This is a genomic window from Kibdelosporangium aridum, assembly GCF_900176515.1.
Classification (GTDB): Bacteria; Actinomycetota; Actinomycetes; order Mycobacteriales; family Pseudonocardiaceae; genus Kibdelosporangium; species Kibdelosporangium aridum.
This window is the reverse complement of record NZ_FWXV01000013.1, coordinates 81,035-98,100: the sequence shown is the minus strand read 5'-3', so window position 1 is coordinate 98,100 and position 17,066 is coordinate 81,035. Positions and strand designations below refer to the sequence as shown.

Below are 17,066 nucleotides of genomic sequence, written 5' to 3'. Positions count from 1 at the left end.
TCCTTACAGGTCCGCGGGACCGTGTGCCTTGGCAGCGGCCACGGCAGCAGCCTTGCGGCTCTCCACATCCGCCGAACGCTCGTGCGTGTCGACAGCCGCGGAGCCACGGCCAGCAGCTTCCGGAGCCAGGTTTTCGAACTGGCCGGAGACCGTGCCACGGACGCGGTTGTTGGAACCAGTCGGAGCTGGGTCGTTGTCAACGCCCGCGAGGTTGCCACGCACGATGTTGTTGCTGACTGCGACGGCGGCCTTGTTGCCGGAGACGGTCAGGTCGCCACCCCAGTAGCTGGCCTGCTCGCACCCGACGACCGGGCCGTTCGCACCGATCTGCACGGCGGTGGAGTTGTTGGTGAAGCTGCCGTTGCCGTAGACCTCGCTGGCGCAGACGACGGATCCCTGCTTGGCGCCGGTCACCGTGACGTTCTTGTCCGCCACCGAGTCCATCAGGTCCACATAGGACACATTGGTGCCGCTGATGTTGCCGGTGACGTTCACGGCCTGCAGGAAGACCTCGCCGACACTCGCGGTCAGGTCACCGTTCACCTTGGCACCGTTGAAGTACGCGGCGGTGGCACGGTCGGGGACCTTGTCCGCGACCACGCGCACGGCGCCGACCTTCGTGCCACCGGACAGGAAGAAGCCCCAGCCGTCGGTCGACGTCAGGGAACCGTTCAGCGTGGTACCTTTGGCATCGAAGTAGCCGTCGTCCAAAACGGACACATTGCCGTTGAACGTGCCACCGTTGACGACCAGGCTCGCGCCCGCTTCCACCGTCACGGTTCCGCTCACGTTCACATCGGTTAAGACACAGGATTTCGTCGCGGCGACTCTCAGGTCGCCCGGGACGGTCACCGCTCCTGCTTCACCCTCGCAGTACGTGGTCAGTCCAGCGCTTGCCGGCAGTGCGACGGCGACGGACGCCGAAGCCACAACGGCCGCGACGGCTAACACGGAACGAGCCCTCATTGGATCCCTCCAGGTGCTTATGCTCAGTCGACGGGTTCAAAATCGGCAATCAATCAGCACTGGTGGCGGCGCCCAGCAAATCGCGGATTCGGCCAGTGGCCCGGGCGAACTCGGGTTCGGCCATCGTCTTGCCGTAGTCGCGTTCGGTCGGCAGGTCGACGGCGATCAGCTCGTCGATCGTGCCCGGACGCGCCGACATGACCACCACCCGGTCCGCGAGGTAGACGGCCTCGGGGATCGAGTGGGTGACAAGGAGCACGGTTGTGCCTGTCTCGCGCCAGATCCGGCGCAGTTCGATGTTCATCTGCTCACGGGTGAGCGCGTCCAGCGCGCCGAACGGCTCGTCCATCAGCAGCACAGGAGGACGATGCAACAGCGCGCGGCACAACGCCACGCGCTGTTGCATACCCCCGGAAAGCTCGTGCGGATAAGCATCCTCGAAGCCGGTCAGCCCGGTCATCGCGATCAGCTCGTCCGCACGTTCTCTTGCCTGCGCCGAGGGCATGCCTCGCATCTCGGCCTGCAGCAGGATGTTGCGACGCGCGGATCGCCACTCCAGCAGTGCGGCACGCTGGAAGACGTACCCGATGTCGCGCCTCGGTCCTTTGACGTCCTCGCCGAGCAGCCTGACCCGTCCCTTCGACGGTTTCAGCAATCCGGACACCAGTTTGAGCAAAGTGGACTTACCACAGCCGGACGGGCCGACGATCGCGACGAACTCGTTCGGCGCGACGCTCAACGAGACGTTGTGCAGGGCCGTGACGTCCTTCTTCTTGGTACGGAAGCGAACGGCCACGTCCTCGATCTCGACGCTGATGTCCATCTGTGCCGGTGCCTGTGCTGTCGAGCTGCTGGCGGGCATCCTCATCCCTTCGGCGCGAAGCTGACATCCCAGTACGCCGACGGCTCCTGGGCTTTCTGGATCACGCCTGCGTCGGCGAACACCTTGATCGTTTCGCGCCAGTCGGCCTCGTCGTTCACCCCGGGCGCCTTGCCCGTGGTCTTCGAAGTGTGCAGCAGCTTGATCGTGGCGTTGAACTGCTCGGTGAGCACCGTCTCGGACGGCAGCTGCTCCGAAGCACCCTTCATGGACTGCACCGCGGCGCTCGCGTTCGACTGCGCCGCCGTCCACGCCTCGCTTGTCGCGGCGACCATCCTGGTCACCAGGTCCTTCTTGTCGGACAGGTTCTTCTGCGAGGTGAGCAGGCCGTTGGAGAAGAAGCTCAGCCCGTGGTCGGCGAACTTCAGGTACGACACCGGCTTCTTGCCCTTCTCCTGGATCGTCGGGCCCTGGTCGGTGGCGAAGCCCAGCAGTGCGTCGGTCTGGCCGGACAGCACGGCGGCCATCTTGCCCGCGGCGTCCAGGTTCTGCAGCTTCACGTCCGAGTCGGCCAGCCCGTTGACCTTCAGGAACGCCGGGAACGTCTTGCTCAGCGCGTCACCGGCGGTGCTCGCGATGGTCTTGCCCTTGAGGTCCTCGGGCTTGGTGATGTTCTTCTCGCTGAAGAACTGCACCGCCGACGGCGTGGTCTGCAGGAACACACCGACGCTCTTGACCGCCATGCCCTGGCCGACACCGGCCAGCAACGCGGGCGTGTCCGCCCAGCCGAAGTCGGTCTGGCCGGCCGCGGTGGCCTGGATGGTCTTCTGCGAACCCTGGCCAGCCTGGATGGTCAGGTCGATGCCGTGCTTCTCGTAGATCTTCTGCGCCTTGCCGTAGTAGAACGGCGCGTGCTCACCGTACGGATACCAGTTCAGCATGAGGGTGGCTTTGTCGAGCTGCTTGCCCTCGGGGTTGGTGGTGGTCTGTTGCTGCGATCCGCCGCAGCCGGCGGCCAGTGCCAGCACCGCCACTGAAGCGGTGGCGAGGAGCGTGCGGAACCTCATGGTGGAACTCCCTTTTCACATGCTGGTCGTAGCGGCATCGATACGGCGGCTGGCGTGCCACGGGAGGACGAAGTATTCAAGCACCTCGACAAGAGCGAAGAGCAGGATGCCGAGGACGGACATGATGACGAGACCGGCGAACAGGGTGGGCGTGTCGAAGTTCCCGTTCGCCTGCTGGATGACGTAGCCGAGTCCCTCGTTGGCCCCGACGAACTCGCCGACCACCGCACCGGTGACCGCGAGCGTGGCGCCGATCTTCAAGCCGGAGAACAGATGCGGCAGCGAAGCAGGCAGCCTGATCTTGTAGAAGGTCTTCATCGGGCTGGCGCCCATCGTCGCGGAGAGCTGCAGCATCTCCGGGTCGATCGACTTCAACCCGGTGACCATCGAGATCACGATGGGGAAGAACGCCATCAGCAGCGCGACGAGGATCTTCGGCTCGGTGCCGAAACCCAGCCACACCACGAACAACGGGGCCACCGCGATCTTCGGGATCACCTGGGCGAAGAGCAGCAAGGGATACAGCGTGCGCTCGAGTGTCGTGGAGTACACCATGATCACGGCGGTCACCACGCCGACGACGATCGCGAGCAGGAAGCCCGCCACCGTCTCCCAGAGCGTGATGAACGTGTGTTCCCAGAAGTAGTCGGACTTCTCCGCGATGGTCGAGAACGTGTCCCCTGGCGAGGCGACGAGATAGGGCTGGACCAATCCGGTTGCGGTGATCACCCACCAGGCGACGAACAACAACGCCAGCAGCGCGACCGGACGCCACGCCTGATGGATGAATCCAAGAGCCCGCTCAGCAGTGCTTGCACGATCGCGCTCGGCCACCCCCGCCGGCGCGCCCTGCGTGCTCTCTACCGCCATGCCCCTCCGCCTTCCCGCCACGGGAATCCTCGTGCGTGAAAGCGCTTACCCGCAGCTAGCACCGCTTGTCACGCACTTCAGAAAGCGCTTTCAGAAAGCGCTTTCTGCGCTAGAGTAGACACGCCCGGCACGGCGGGTCAAGAAGTGGAGAGCCAATGGCAGAACGGACACACGTGACGTTGCAAGACGTCGCGCGTGCCGCCGCGGTGTCCCCCGCGACGGCGTCCCGAGTGCTCAACGGCACCGCGAAAGTCCGCGACGACCTGCGCGAACGCGTGCAGGACGCGGCGGGACGGCTGGCGTACGCGCCGAACGCGCACGCACAGGCCCTCGCAGGCGCGTCAAGACGGACGGTCGGGGTCATCTGCCACGACGTCAGCGACCCGTACTTCGCCGTGATCGCACGGGGAATCATGAAGGTGGCTGGGGACAACGGACTGCTTGTCATGCTGGCCAGCACTTTCCGGGACGCCGATCGCGAGGTCGCGTACGTCTCGATGCTACGGGCACAGCGCGCCCCGGCGATTCTGCTGATCGGCTCAGGCTTCGAGGACAAGGCGTGGGAACGTTCCCTGGCCGCCGAACTCGATCCATACTTGCGCGGCGGTGGCCGGGTTGCAGTTGTGTCACGGCACCGCAGCCTTCGGGTGGACAGTGTGCTGCCGGAAAACCGTTCGGGCGCAGCCGCTTTGGCGAACGCGTTGCTGGAAATGGGGCATCGCCGGTTCGCCATTCTGGCCGGGCCGCGCGCACTGACCACTGTGGCCGACCGGATCGCGGGCTTCCGGGACGCCTTGTCCGGCGCCGGTGTTCACATCTCTGAAGAGGACATTGTGGAGTGTGGCTTCACCCGTGACGGTGGGTATGCGGGCATGGCCTCGCTGATTTCCCGCGGGCTGCAGGCGACCTGCGTGTTCGCGGTGACCGACGTGATGGCGATCGGTGCGTTGACCGCGTTGCGTGACAACGGCTTGTCGGTGCCGGGTGATGTGTCGGTCGCCGGGTTCGACGACATTCCCATTGTCCGGGACCTGACGCCACCGTTGACCACGGTGGCGTTGCCGTTGGAGCAACTGGGCGAACGGGCGATGGAACTGGCGCTGCGGGAGAACTCCGGGCGGCGCAGCCGGATCCTCCGAGTGGAGGGCGAAGTGGTGATCCGCGAAAGCACGGGAAGGGTACGTTCATGACGCTGGCCGGGCTGACGATCGACCGGGTTGAGACGTTCGCCGTGCCACTGCCTACGTTGCGTCCGTTCGGCGTATCGGGTGGGGCCATCGCTGTGATGGGCAAGCCCAGCGTGCGAATCCTGGTCAAGGTGACCGCGGGCGACCACTTCGGCTGGGGCGAGGCGACACCGATCCCCGCGTGGACCTATGAGACGCAGGAGTCGATCGTCAGCACGATCAACGGCTACCTGGCGCCTGCGATCGTCGGACGACCGGCGTGGGATCTCGACGGCGTGACTTCGGCTTTCGACCGGGCGATCAACCGGGGCTTCAGCATCGGGGCCCCGCTGGCCAAGGCCGCGGTGGACGTGGCGCTGCACGACCTGCTGGGGCGTGCGCTCGGCGTCTCGGTCGGCGAGTTGTGGGGGCAACGGCGGGTTTCGTCGATCCAGCTCGGCTGGGTCGTCTCCGGTCAGGGCCCGGCGGAGGTCGCGGACGCCGTGGCCGAAGGGCAGTCCCTGGGCTACCAGGCGTTCAAGGTCAAGATCGGGCTGGGCCCGACGGATCTGCGGATCGTCGAGGCAGTGCGGAACGCGGCTGGCTCGGCACCGCTGTGGGTGGACGCGAACCAGGCTTACTCGGTGGCCGAGGCCGTGCAGATTTCCCGTGCGCTCGCAGACTTCGGCGTGACGGCCTTCGAACAGCCTCTGCCAGCCAACGACATCGCCGGGCTGCAGCGGTTGCGTGACCTGTCCGCGGTGCCGGTGGCGCTGGATGAGAGCTTGCGGCATCCGTCGGACATGTCGACCTTCGTCCGGCTGGGTGCCGTGGACATCGCGATCGCCAAGGTCCAGCGCAGCGGCGGGTTGACGTTGTCGCGGCGGCTGCTGCAACTCGCCGAGGACAGCGGGGTCCGGCTGATGGGATCCGGGCTGACTGATTCGGACATCGGGCTTGCCGCTTCGTTGCACCTCTTCGCGGCCTTCGGTATCACCACACCCGTCGACCTGAACGGGCGTCAGTTCGTCGACTCGGTCTACGTCGGCGGGGACACCGTGAAGGTCGCCGACGGGACTGCGTACGTGCCGACCGGGCCAGGGTTGGGCATCGAGGTGGACGAGGAGAAGGTCAGGCGGTTGGCGCTGTGACCTTCTCGGCGTTCCACGCCTTGTAGCCGGCGAGTTCGGCTTCCTCAGGGGAGATGAACGTCAGGCTGGCCGAGACGCGGTTGTAGTACGGCGAGTCCGGGGTGTGGTAGCGCATCGACTTCTTGGATGCCTTGATCACCACCGGCTCGGCCTGCTGCCCGGGTACTTCCTCCTCCTCCACGAGATCCTCAGTCACGACTTCGTCGGCCGTGTCGCCCGTGCCGGCGGGGATTTCGGGCCTCCGGCGCAACGCGAGGACCGTGATCCCCGCACCGGCGAGGAACGAGACCAGGCACAGCAAGAAGACCTGGGCGGCGAGCCACAGCAACGTATGTCACTCCTTGGTTTTCGTCTGGTCGATCACGGTCTTGTCGCCGAACAAGCGCTTGAACACCGCGACGATGGCCTTGCGGCGGTCCTCGTCGGCGATGACGCCAGCGACCGTGACCCGGCCAGGCTTCACGTCCACCGTCATCGTTTCGGGCTGCTGGGACAGCAACGCCACCACTGCTTCGGCGGCCTTCGTGGTGATCGGGAAGTCGGTGCCGCGCTGGGTTTTCGTCTCGTCGATCAGCGTGCGGCCGTGCGTTTGCTTGCTCATCGCCCGCACGAACTGGTCCCGCCAGGCCTGCTGCTCGGTGGACCCGGTGACCGTGATCTCGTTGGCGATGAAGGAGAATCTCATCGGAGCCAGCTCAGGATCCACAACAGACACATCGCGGACGCCGGTCGCGGCTTCGACTTCGTGTTCGACCCTGGCGGCTTGTTCGACCGGGATTCCGCTGATGGTCACGTCCCGGCCGTCGACGACAAGGTCGCCCTGGGTCGTGGCCTTCCTGGCCTCGGCTTCGACCGTGCGCTCGATCCCGGGCGTCTGCACGACGAGCCCGACCGCCGTGATCACGGCAGGGATCACAACGGCGGCCCAGAACCACCAGCGGGGAAACCTCGGCATGGCCGCTGTCCTACCCGGTCATTACTGCGGAGGCCAGCGAATCGCTGACCGAGACGTCGAAATTCACTCGTCAGAGTGGCGATCCGCGGTCCAACGGGCTAGGCGAGATCTACTTCGGACAGCTCACTGACCACGTCGGCGAACGCGGCGACCAGCGGATTGGTGCTGGCCGCCGGGCGGGCCAGGGCGATGCGCAGCGGCGGGATGTCGATGATCGGGCGCCACACCAGGTCGGGACGGGCGTAGTAGGCGGCCATCGACTCAGGGCTGATGCAGACCCCCGCACCGGCCGCGACATGCTCCAGCATCTCCTCGACGTTGTCGTTCTCCGGGCCCCACACCGGTTGCGACCCGTCCGGCCGGGGGTTCACCGCCCACCAGTCCACCCAGTGCTTCGGCGCTTTGCGCGTCCACATCAGTGGCTCGTCCTTCAGGTCCATGATGGACACGCTGTCCTTCGCGGCGAGCCGGTGCGCCGCGCAGAACCCGACCAGGCGCTGCTCTACCGCGACGATCTCGGTGTGCAGGCCTGTCGTGTCGGCCGGCAGCCACAGAAACGCCGTATCCACCAGGCCGTCCCTGAGCGCCGCCACCTCGCCGCCCCAGTCGAACCGCTTCGGCTCGATCGTCACGTCCGGGTGACGCGCGGCAAAGGTCGTGCGCGCCTTGGTGGCCAGTGGGCCCGCACCAGTCGCCTCGAACCCGATCCGCAGTACACGCGACTCCAGTGCGGCGATGCCACGTGCCGTGCGCTGCGCGGCCTGCCAGTCCGCGATGATGCCCTTCGCGATGGGCACCAGCGCCTCGCCCGCGGACGTCAGCCGGACCTCCCGGCTCGTCCGGGCAAAGAGGTTGATCTTCAAGTCCGACTCCAGCTGCCGGATCTGCCTGCTCAGTGCCGGCTGGGAGACGAACAGGCGCTCAGCCGCCCTGGTGAAGCTCAGCTCCTCGGCGACGGCGACGAAATAACGCAGGACGCGGGTGTCGACGTCCATCCTGAAGTCCCCCTTGGTGAGCGATCTATGCGGCCAGGTTATGAGCATGGGTCTTGGTCTTGGGTGCGGTTCCCGTGGTTTGTTGATGTTCCGGGTCGTTTCCGAGGACAGGAGTTGACTGATGACGACGTCTGAAGACCAGGCAGGCGTGTCGCGAGCGGGGCTGTTGCGTGGTGGCCTGGGACTGGTGGCAGCGGGCTCCTTGCTCACTGGCACCGCGGCCAGCGCTCAAGAGGGTGAGCACCCGAACGTACGGCTGATCAAGGACTATTACGAGGCGTACGGTTCGGGGGACCTCAACAGGCTGCGGAGGTTCTTCGCCAACGATATTCGGTGGACTATTCCCGGCCACCATCCCTTGTCCGGGACCAAGCTGGGCATCGATGAGGTGCTGGCGTTCTTTCGTGAACTGGGTAAGGCCGGTTTCCGGGCGGAGACGATCTTTTTGGGTGCGGACGGCGACTGGGTTGTTGACCTGCATCGCGGCTGGAGTACGAGGCCTGAGGGGTTGGATATCCTTTGGGCGCTGGGGTTCCGGATTCGCAACCGCAAGATCGTTGAGGCGGTTAACTTCGCTTCGGACCAGCATGCTGCGGACTTGTTCTTTTGGAAGGCTTACAAGTTGGCGCCGCTGCCGGGTCGGCTCGCCTGATTTGAGTGCGCTGGTTGGTTTCGGCGCGCTCTTGGGTCGCCGCGGCGCGCGCTGTGGTTGCTTTCGGCGCGCTGCTGTGAGGGGTCGGCGCGATTTGGTGTGGAGCACCCAGCCTGGCTCCTGCCGCTGTGGTCTCCATGGAGGCTGTGTCTTTTTCGGGGCAGCCGCAAAGGACAGGGAAAGCGGGCAGGACCTGCGGCCCTGCCCCGCCGACAAGCTTATTTGCGGCGCCACTCCACACAAAATCGCGCCGACTACCACTTTTGGCGCGCCTTTTGTGCTTGGGGCGCGCCTCCACTGTCCTTCGGGCGCGCCTTCGCTTTTGGTTTTGGTGCGCCTCCACTTGGGCTTCGGGCGCGCCTTCATTGCTGTTGGGGCGCGCCTTCACCGTTCTTCGGGCGTGCCTGCGGTTGGCGCCGTTCCGGGTGGCTGGGTGGGCCTTTGCTGATCAGTCCTCGGCTTCGTCGTCTTCCTCGGCCAGGGCGATGAGGTCGTCGGCGAAGTCGGGGTCCGCGACTGCCTGGCGGGCCACCAGGTCGACCAGTTGGTCGAATGTCAGGCTCGCGGCCAGTTCGGCGAACCGTTCCTCGTCGTCCTCGTCGTCCTGTTCGGTCACCGATGTGAACAGGATGCCGTCCTCGAGGGCGGCGAGGGTCACGGCTACGGCGTGCCCGCAGAGTGGGGCCTCGGTGTCTTCGCAGTCGCATTCGCCGGTCAGGGCGCCGTTGACTACGCCGACCCAGACGTCGTATTCCTTGCGCGCGGAGTCCAGCACGGTCGCCGCTACGCCGCCGTCATCCTCGCCGAGTTCGAAGACACGGCCTTGGTCGAGATGTTCTCGCCCGATCCGGGCGAGGTCCGGTCCTACCAACGAGGACACCGTGTCGGCATCAAGTCGTACAGCCACCGGGCCATCCAACACCACTACGCAACCCTCTGTGAGCACGTTTTGCTCACAGAGGGTTGAACTGCGGTTATTCGCTCGTCAGTACATTTCGGCGGGTTTTGGCGCCTTCATTACGAACTTGCCATACGCCTTGAGGTACTCGTCCCGTAGCTTGTCGTAGTCGATGTAGTAGTTCCACGGCAGGTCGTGGAGGTGGTCACGCATCGCGACGAGGTGCGCGCGGGCGCGGATCGGTTCGACGGCCAGGACGTACGCGGCGGCGAACGCGTTGTGTGCCTCCAGCGCACGCGGGTGCGGGCGTGGGATGGCGACCATCCACTTGTCCGCCGCTGTGTCGACCTCCGCGCGGACCTTCGAGAAGTACGTGTTCGGCAGCATCGCCGCTCTGATCGTGTGCTTGTTGTTGATCAGTTCGTTCTGGTCGGCGAGCAGGACCTCGAAGTGCGCGAGCGGGATCATCGCCGCGATCGGGTCGCCGTGCGGCGCCGCGTCCACGCTCAGCCGGGCGAACGCGAGCATCTCCTCGTGCGAGCCGCCCCACTTCTTGGCCAGGATCTGCAAACGCGTGTAGTACGCCGGATACAGCGTCTGGGTGCGGGAGGTGATCTCGCGCCAGACCGCGTCCAGTTCCTCGCGGTCCGCCTGGAGTCCCAGTGCGGCGCGTTGCATCTCCGCCCACGGCACCGCGTCCTGCGGAAGGCCTTCGGCTGCTTCGTGCAGCGGGGCGATGGCCTTGCGCAACGTCGCGAAGAACATCCGGAACCGGTCCTCGCCGACCGAACTGGCCCATCCGTGGCCGCGGATCGCCCACGCCTCTTCGATGAAGGTCGATCCCGCGAGCAGCCACGTGTCGGGGTCGCCGGTGGTCTGTGCGGTTTCCACCAAGGATTCCGCACGGCCGACCAGTTTCTCGGCGAGCACTCGAACTCGCAACGCGCGCACTTCCGGTTTCGTGCGGCACTCGGCAAGCGCCGACAGCGCGACCTTCAGTTCCCCCTGTGACGCCGATTCCACCGCGGTGTCCAGAACCGCGTCCTCGTAGGTGTGCCCTTGGATGACGTCCCGCTGCGGCAGCGCGGACTTCTTCCGGCTGAAAAACCCCATCTCGTTACTCTACGCGCACAACCGGTCTCCCAGTAGCTCTTTCGCCGGTGTACCAACGTGTTCCAGCGCCGCGTGCTCCACATGGCCTATTTCAGAACACGACCACCGATCGCAGCACGTCGCCGGTGTGCATCTTGTGGAAGGCGTCTTCGACGCCGTCGAGCGGGATCTCCTCGGTGACGAAGGCGTCCAGGTCCAGGCGGCCCTGCTGGTACAGATCGACGAGCATCGGGAAGTCGCGTGACGGCAGGCAGTCGCCGTACCAGCTGGATTTCAGCGAGCCGCCCCGGCTGAAGAAGTCGATCAGCGGCATCTCCAGCGTCATGTCCGGCGTCGGCACACCGACCAGGACCACGGTCCCGGCCAGGTCACGGGCGTAGAACGCCTGCTTCCAGGTCTCCGGGCGGCCGACCGCGTCGATCACCACGTCCGCGCCGAAGTCGTCGGTCACCGCTTTGATGGCCTCGACGACGTCGTCGACCTCGCGGGCGTTGATCGAGTGGGTCGCGCCAAAGCCCTGCGCCCACTGGAGTTTCCGGGGATCGACGTCCACCGCGATGATCTTGGCCGCACCGGCGAGCCGCGCTCCGGCGACGGCGCCGCTGCCCACGCCGCCGCAGCCGATGACCGCCACGGAGTCGCCACGGCCGACGTTGCCCGTGTTGATCGCGGCGCCAATACCCGCCATCACGCCGCAGCCGAGCAGGCCGACCGCCGCGGCACGGGCCGACGGGTCCACTTTGGTGCATTGACCGGAGTGCACGAGCGTCTTCTCCGCGAACGCACCGATGCCCAACGCGGGCGACAGCTCGGTGCCGTCAGCCAGGGTCATCTTCTGCTTGGCGTTGTGGGTGTTGAAGCAATACCAAGGCCTGCCGCGCTTGCAGGCCCGGCAGGCGCCGCACACCGCGCGCCAGTTGAGCACCACGAAGTCGCCCGGTTCGATGTCCGTCACGCCTTCGCCGACCGACTCGACCACGCCCGCGGCCTCGTGGCCGAGCAGGAACGGGAATTCGTCGTTGATCCCGCCTTCGCGGTAGTGCAGGTCTGTGTGGCACACCCCGCAGGTCTGCACCTTCACCACGGCCTCGCCCGGTCCGGGATCGGGCACGATGATCGTGGTCACCTCGACCGGTTCACCCTTGGCGCGTGCGACTACTGCACGGACTTCAGCCACTCTCGACCTCCCGCATCGTTGCGTGCGCAACCGAGTAGACATCGCGCATGGGTCCGCTGTCGAGAGGTGATCTACAGGATCCCCCGAAGGAACTCGGCTGTCGCGTCGTCGGCCGGGAAGAACGACTCGATCGCTAGCTCGGCGACAGTGATGTCGGCGGGCGTGCCGAACGTCGCGATCACGCTCAGGAAGGCCAATTCCTTGCCTTTGTGCGTCATACGCAACGACACCACCACGTCGTTGTCCAAATGCGGCTCCGGGTCGTCACACGGGTACGCCACAAGCTCCTTGTAGAGCTCCTGCAGCCCCGCGTCGGCGGTTACCGCGATCTCCCGGCGCAACCGCCCGAGCAGGTGCGCCCGCCACTCCCCCAGGTTGCGGATCCGCGGCGCCATCCCCTTCGGATGCAAGCTCAGCCGCAGCACGTTGACCGGTGGCTTCATCAGCTCAGGCGCGACGTCCGCGATGAACAGCGAGGTCGCGGCGTTGCTGTCGACCAGGTTCCACCGGCGGTCGACCACAACAGCCGGGTACGGGTTGTGCCCAGCGAGGATCCGGCGAACTGCCGATTTCACCGGCGCCATCTCCGGCGCGTCCAACGGGGTCTCGCCGTAGACCGGCGCGTACCCGGCCGCCAGCAGCAGCCGGTTGCGGTCGCGCAACGGCACGTCCAGTTCCTCGGCCAGGTGCAGCACCATGTCGCGGCTCGGCGCGGAGCGCCCGGTCTCCACGAAGCTCAGGTGCCTTGTCGAGATGTCGGCTTGGATCGACAGGTCGAGCTGGCTGAGCCTGCGCTGCTCCCGCCACTGTCTGAGCAGCTCACCCACGGGTCGTTGCGTCAACGTCACGCCATCCACGCTACGGCGGCCACGAGACCTCGGCGATTATGTCAGGGGTAATGGCTACGCTCCCGGCTCGTGGACAGGGCTCAGTTGATCAAGCGGATGGCGGACGGCGAGCGGCCGGAGTTCCTCTTCTTCTGGGGGCACACGCCCACGCCGGGGCACGAGGCTGGCCGGTGGGTGCTGAGTCAGTGGTGGATGGCCGATTTCAGCGTCGACGGCGTGACCTACCGCAGCGCCGAGCACTTCATGATGGCCGGCAAGGCCCGGCTGTTCGGCGACGACGAGGTCCTTGACCAGATCCTCGCCAGCAAGACACCGGCGGACGCCAAGAAGCTCGGCCGGGCGGTGCGCAACTTCGACCAGGACATCTGGGCCGAGAACAGGTACGACATCGTGGTGCGGGGCAGTATCGCCAAGTTCGGGTCCGACCCCGTGCTGACCAAGTTCCTGCTCGGCACCGGGGACAAGGTGCTCGTCGAGGCCGCGCCCCGCGACGTCATCTGGGGCATCGGGCTGGGCGCCCAGAACCCGAAGGCGCAGGATCCCACCCAGTGGCGTGGCCGGAACCTGCTGGGTTTCGCGCTGATGGACGCTCGGGCTGCGCTGCGCTGATCAACGTTCTAGCGTTGCCGTCATGGCGCTGGCGCACCCGTCCCGCGAGCCCGAACCGGGCAGCTCCGAAGTATCGGTGAACCCGTTGTACGCCAGGGTTCCGATGCACATCCCGAAGAACGAACTGCCCGCACGCGAGCTCGACCCCGAGCTCGCCTACCAGATCGTGCACGACGAGCTGATGCTCGACGGGAACGCGCGGCTGAACCTGGCGACGTTCGTGACCACGTGGATGGAGCCGACGGCCGACAAGCTGATGGCCGAGTGCTTCGACAAGAACATGATCGACAAGGACGAGTACCCGCGCACGGCCGAGCTCGAAGCGCGCTGTGTGCGGATGCTCGCCGGGCTGTGGAACGCGCCCGACACCCACGAAGCACCCGGGTGCTCCACCACAGGCTCCAGCGAGGCCTGCATGCTCGCGGGCCTCGCGCTGAAGCGGCGTTGGCAACACAATGCTTCCGCGGCAGGTACCGGCAAGCCGAACCTCGTGATGGGCGTCAACGTCCAGGTCTGCTGGGAGAAGTTCGCGAACTACTGGGACGTCGAGGCCCGCCTGGTCCCGATGGACGGCGACCGGTTCCACCTGTCCGCCGAAGAAGCCGTGAAACTCTGCGACGAGGACACGATCGGGGTCGTGGCCGTCCTCGGGTCCACTTTCGACGGCAGCTACGAGCCGGTTGAGCAGATCTGCCAGGCACTGGACGAGCTGCAGGCCAAGACCGGGCTGGACATCCCGGTGCACGTGGACGGCGCGTCCGGCGCGATGATCGCGCCCTTCTGCGATCCCGATCTGCGGTGGGACTTCCGGCTGCCCAGGGTCGCGTCGATCAACACATCCGGCCACAAGTACGGCCTGGTGTACCCGGGTGTCGGCTGGGTGGTCTGGCGGGACACGGCCGCACTGCCGGAGGACTTGGTCTTCCAGGTGAACTATCTCGGCGGCACGATGCCCACGTTCGCGCTGAACTTCTCCCGGCCGGGCTCCCAGGTCGTCACGCAGTACTACAACTTCCTGCGCCTCGGGTTCGACGGCTATCGCCGCGTGCAACAGGCCTGCCGGGACGTCGCCACGAACCTGTCGAAGCAGATCGAGGAGCTCGGCCCGTTCCGGCTGTTGACCAGGGGTGACCAACTGCCGGTCTTCGCGTTCACAGTCGCCGACGGCCAGCCGTTCTCGGTGTTCGACGTGTCCAGCGGGCTGCGTGCCCGCGGCTGGCAGGTACCCGCGTACACGTTCCCGGCGAACCGGACCGACCTCGCTGTGTTGCGGATCGTGGTGCGCAACGGGTTCAGTCCCGACCTCGCGGACGCGCTGATGACCGACCTGAAACAGATGCTGCCCGCACTGACGGCGCTCGAGCACCCGAGACAAGGGCCTTCGTCCTTCGCACACGGCACTTGACTTCATCCACTCTTCCTGGGCAAAGATATGCCTTTATGACCCTGCGGACCCTGCTGCTGGTCGTGGCGCTGCTGCTCGCCACGGCCGTCCCCGCGTCGGCGCACGTCCGGTTGCTGACCAGCAACCCGGAACCCGGGCAGGCGCTGGACAAACCGCCGTCCAGCGTCCAGCTGACGTTCGACGAGCCGCTCAAGGCGCCGCCGACGATCACGGTGACCGACCCGAACGGCACCCCGTGGCTGATGGGCCGCCCGACTCAGGACAACAAGGTCGTCACGGTCCCCGCCGACTCGCCGTACGGGCCCGCGGGCAAATACACCATCAACTACCGGGTGACCGGACAGGACGGACACCTCGTCGTCGGCGACATCACCTTCGACATCACCACATCGTTCGGCCAACCGCTTGCCGTACAACAAGAACAGCCACCGCCACCCCAACCGCAACCGGTCCACGACCACACGGCAGCGTCCACTCAGGACGACGACGGTGTCCCGATTGGACTGTGGATCTTCGGGATCGCCGTCCTGCTCGGTGTCGCACTGGCGTTGGTGATCCGGCAACGCCGGAAGGGGGATAAACCGGCCTTATGACGGTCGTGGATATGGCCAGGTGCGCATAGGTACTTATCCTCGAAAGATCCCTGCACCCTGCACCGCAAGGAGATCTTCGAGTGTCCCTGCGAAAGTTCAGCGCTGCGCTGGTCGCGGCGGCGTCCGCCTCGGCAATGCTCGTCTCCGGGGCCGCGGTGGCGACCGCCGCACCGGCTTCAGCTGAAGCCTCCGTCCTCGCCAGGACGGTGTACTACAGCGCGTCGGGGTACTCCAACGAGGCCGCGCAGGCCGCGCAGATCTGGAGTTCGCGGGCGCCAAACGTCCAGATGGTGCGTGGCGGCAACGCGACGATCCGGATCTACGGCACCACCGGCGGCGGGTCACGCGCGTACCCGTGTGGGCTCGGCTGCGCGACCATCTACATCGACTCCCGCGACATCGCCGCAGGCCACAACGCGCTGCGGATCGTCACCCACGAGATCGGGCACGGGCTTGGCCTGCCGGACAACTACAACGGCATCTGCTCGTACCTGATGTCCGGCGGCAGCGCCGGAACCTCGTGCCGCAACCCGTACCCCAACGCCCAGGAAGCAGCTCGGGTGAACCAGTTGTTCGCAGGCGGTGTCGCCACCACCGTCGGCAGGAGGGATGTCTACGACGTGGCAAACCGTTAAGAAGCAACCAGTTCCGAAGAGTTGAGCAGTGCGCGGATCTCGCGTGCTGCCTGCCGGCCAGCACGGTTCGCGCCGACCGTGCTGGCCGACGGGCCGTATCCGGCAAGGTGCAGCCGAGGTTCGGCGACCACGCGGGTGCCGTCCATCACGATCCCGCCGCCCGGTGCCCGCAACCCCAGTGGTGCCAAGTGATCCAGCGCGGCACGAAATCCGGTTGCCCACAGGATCGCGTCCACTTCCAACTCGGTACCATCACGCCACCGCACGCCCCGCGGTGTCAGCTCGTGGAAAATCGGGCGCCACGGCAGGCTTTCCAGCTTCGCGCGAACGTCCGGCGGTGCCCACAACCCGGTCGCACTGACCACGCTCAACGGCGGCAGACCGGCACGGACCCGTTCGTCCACTTTGGCCACTGCTTCGCGGCCGACGTTCTCGGACCACTCGTCGTCCCGCAGAACCGGCTTGCGGCGGGTGATCCAGGTGACGTCGGCGACATCGGACAGCTCGAGCAGCAGCCCGGTCGCCGACGACCCCGCACCCACCACGATCATCTTCTTGCCGCGGAACTCCTCGACATCACGGAAGTCCGCGGTGTGCAACTGACGGCCCTCGAACGACGCCATCCCCGGGTAGTACGGCCAGAACGGCCGTGTCCACGTACCCGTGGCATTGATGACCGCACGGGCGGCCCAACGATCGGGCCCTGCCGAGACCACCAGCCGTTCGCCAGCCCCAATGTCCTCGGGGCCATAGTCGACCGAGGTGACCTCGACAGGCCGGATCACGTGCAAGCCGTAGTGCCGCTCATAGGAGGCGTAGTACTCGCTCACAACTTCTGAGGCAGGTAGATCCGCGTCGGCGTCCACAGGAGGGAAGCCAGGCAACGGGTAGATGCCGTTCACCTTGCCCAATCGCAGGGACGGCCAGCGGTGCCGCCATGCCCCTCCGGCGCCATCGGCGGAGTCGAGCATGACGTAGTCGTCGATCCCGTAGTACTGCAGGTAGTAGGCGCTGGACAGGCCAGCCTGCCCGGCCCCGATGACCACCACGTCCGTCTCCCGCATATCCGGGCGAACACCGCGTGGCGGTCGCTTTCTTCCCGATCGCGCTGAGCGGTGCGTCACTGGACCGAACGTGGCTTTTGCG

19 protein-coding genes are annotated in these 17,066 nt (G+C 66.3%); 7 read left to right on the top strand and 12 right to left on the bottom strand.

What is annotated here, in order from left to right:
- Positions 1–3: 3 nt before the first annotated feature.
- The 4 genes from B9C43_RS47625 to B9C43_RS47610 are packed head-to-tail and all read right to left on the bottom strand — an operon-like array spanning position 4 to position 3,723.
- Entirely contained in the window at positions 4–966 is a 963-nt protein-coding gene (locus B9C43_RS47625) for a hypothetical protein (protein ID WP_143447107.1), read from the bottom strand.
- A 49-nt stretch (positions 967–1,015) separates the two neighbouring features.
- A complete protein-coding gene (locus B9C43_RS47620; RefSeq protein WP_033382488.1) occupies positions 1,016–1,828 on the bottom strand; it encodes an ABC transporter ATP-binding protein in 813 nt (270 codons plus the stop codon).
- 2 nt (positions 1,829–1,830) lie between these two features.
- Entirely contained in the window at positions 1,831–2,853 is a 1,023-nt protein-coding gene (locus B9C43_RS47615; RefSeq protein ID WP_084433932.1) for an ABC transporter substrate-binding protein, read from the bottom strand.
- A 15-nt stretch (positions 2,854–2,868) separates the two neighbouring features.
- Positions 2,869–3,723, bottom strand: a complete 855-nt coding sequence (locus B9C43_RS47610; RefSeq protein ID WP_084433931.1) for an ABC transporter permease — start codon at positions 3,721–3,723, stop codon at positions 2,869–2,871.
- A gap of 155 nt (positions 3,724–3,878) precedes the next feature.
- On the opposite strand from B9C43_RS47610, the gene B9C43_RS47605 reads away from it, so the two are divergent.
- Together B9C43_RS47605 and B9C43_RS47600 are read left to right on the top strand one after the other, a co-directional pair.
- Positions 3,879–4,913 (top strand): LacI family DNA-binding transcriptional regulator, encoded by a 1,035-nt coding sequence (locus tag B9C43_RS47605; protein WP_033382485.1) that lies wholly within the window; start codon positions 3,879–3,881, stop codon positions 4,911–4,913.
- Entirely contained in the window at positions 4,910–6,040 is a 1,131-nt protein-coding gene (locus B9C43_RS47600; protein WP_084433930.1) for a mandelate racemase/muconate lactonizing enzyme family protein, read from the top strand. The genes B9C43_RS47605 and B9C43_RS47600 overlap by 4 nt, the downstream gene beginning before the upstream one ends.
- Here the strand turns inward: B9C43_RS47600 and B9C43_RS47595 are convergent.
- The 3 genes from B9C43_RS47595 to B9C43_RS47585 form a co-directional block, all read right to left on the bottom strand.
- A complete protein-coding gene (locus tag B9C43_RS47595; RefSeq protein ID WP_084433929.1) occupies positions 6,021–6,368 on the bottom strand; it encodes a sunset domain-containing protein in 348 nt (115 codons plus the stop codon). The two genes, B9C43_RS47600 and B9C43_RS47595, sit on opposite strands and share 20 nt — an antisense overlap.
- 6 nt (positions 6,369–6,374) lie before the next feature.
- Positions 6,375–6,995, bottom strand: a complete 621-nt coding sequence (locus tag B9C43_RS47590; protein ID WP_084433928.1) for a BON domain-containing protein — start codon at positions 6,993–6,995, stop codon at positions 6,375–6,377.
- A gap of 98 nt (positions 6,996–7,093) precedes the next feature.
- Positions 7,094–7,990, bottom strand: a complete 897-nt coding sequence (locus B9C43_RS47585; protein WP_084433927.1) for a LysR family transcriptional regulator — start codon at positions 7,988–7,990, stop codon at positions 7,094–7,096.
- Positions 7,991–8,111: 121 nt separating this feature from the next.
- On the opposite strand from B9C43_RS47585, the gene B9C43_RS47580 reads away from it, so the two are divergent.
- On the top strand, positions 8,112–8,642 hold the full coding sequence (locus tag B9C43_RS47580; protein WP_084433926.1) for a nuclear transport factor 2 family protein: 531 nt from the start codon (positions 8,112–8,114) through the stop codon (positions 8,640–8,642).
- Positions 8,643–9,090: 448 nt separating this feature from the next.
- On the opposite strand, the gene B9C43_RS57180 is transcribed toward B9C43_RS47580, so the two are convergent.
- The 4 genes from B9C43_RS57180 to B9C43_RS47560 form a co-directional block, all read right to left on the bottom strand.
- Entirely contained in the window at positions 9,091–9,549 is a 459-nt protein-coding gene (locus B9C43_RS57180; RefSeq protein WP_160097240.1) for a hypothetical protein, read from the bottom strand.
- Between the two features lie 78 nt (positions 9,550–9,627).
- Positions 9,628–10,653: a hypothetical protein gene (locus B9C43_RS47570; protein WP_051897594.1), complete on the bottom strand. Its 1,026-nt coding sequence runs from the start codon at positions 10,651–10,653 to the stop codon at positions 9,628–9,630.
- 91 nt (positions 10,654–10,744) lie between these two features.
- The gene (locus B9C43_RS47565) at positions 10,745–11,830 is read right to left on the bottom strand and encodes an S-(hydroxymethyl)mycothiol dehydrogenase (RefSeq protein ID WP_033392662.1); all 1,086 of its coding nucleotides are present in this window, start codon (positions 11,828–11,830) and stop codon (positions 10,745–10,747) included.
- Positions 11,831–11,901: 71 nt separating this feature from the next.
- Positions 11,902–12,678, bottom strand: a complete 777-nt coding sequence (locus tag B9C43_RS47560; protein WP_084433924.1) for a helix-turn-helix domain-containing protein — start codon at positions 12,676–12,678, stop codon at positions 11,902–11,904.
- A 69-nt stretch (positions 12,679–12,747) separates the two neighbouring features.
- Here B9C43_RS47560 and B9C43_RS47555 point away from each other — a divergent pair, with 69 nt between their 5' ends.
- The 4 genes from B9C43_RS47555 to B9C43_RS47540 all read left to right on the top strand — a co-directional run bounded on the left by B9C43_RS47555 (position 12,748) and on the right by B9C43_RS47540 (position 15,920).
- A complete protein-coding gene (locus tag B9C43_RS47555) occupies positions 12,748–13,287 on the top strand; it encodes an NADAR family protein (protein WP_235039265.1) in 540 nt (179 codons plus the stop codon).
- A 22-nt stretch (positions 13,288–13,309) separates the two neighbouring features.
- The gene (locus B9C43_RS47550) at positions 13,310–14,692 is read left to right on the top strand and encodes a glutamate decarboxylase (protein ID WP_084433923.1); all 1,383 of its coding nucleotides are present in this window, start codon (positions 13,310–13,312) and stop codon (positions 14,690–14,692) included.
- Positions 14,693–14,727: 35 nt separating this feature from the next.
- The gene (locus tag B9C43_RS47545) at positions 14,728–15,285 is read left to right on the top strand and encodes a copper resistance CopC family protein (RefSeq protein ID WP_084433922.1); all 558 of its coding nucleotides are present in this window, start codon (positions 14,728–14,730) and stop codon (positions 15,283–15,285) included.
- Positions 15,286–15,365: 80 nt separating this feature from the next.
- Complete coding sequence (locus B9C43_RS47540) at positions 15,366–15,920, top strand: snapalysin family zinc-dependent metalloprotease (RefSeq protein ID WP_235039264.1); 555 nt, start codon at positions 15,366–15,368, stop codon at positions 15,918–15,920.
- On the opposite strand, the gene B9C43_RS47535 is transcribed toward B9C43_RS47540, so the two are convergent.
- Positions 15,917–16,984, bottom strand: coding sequence for an NAD(P)-binding domain-containing protein (locus tag B9C43_RS47535; protein WP_033392655.1), 1,068 nt, complete (start codon positions 16,982–16,984; stop codon positions 15,917–15,919). The two genes, B9C43_RS47540 and B9C43_RS47535, sit on opposite strands and share 4 nt — an antisense overlap.
- Positions 16,985–17,066: the final 82 nt, after the last annotated feature.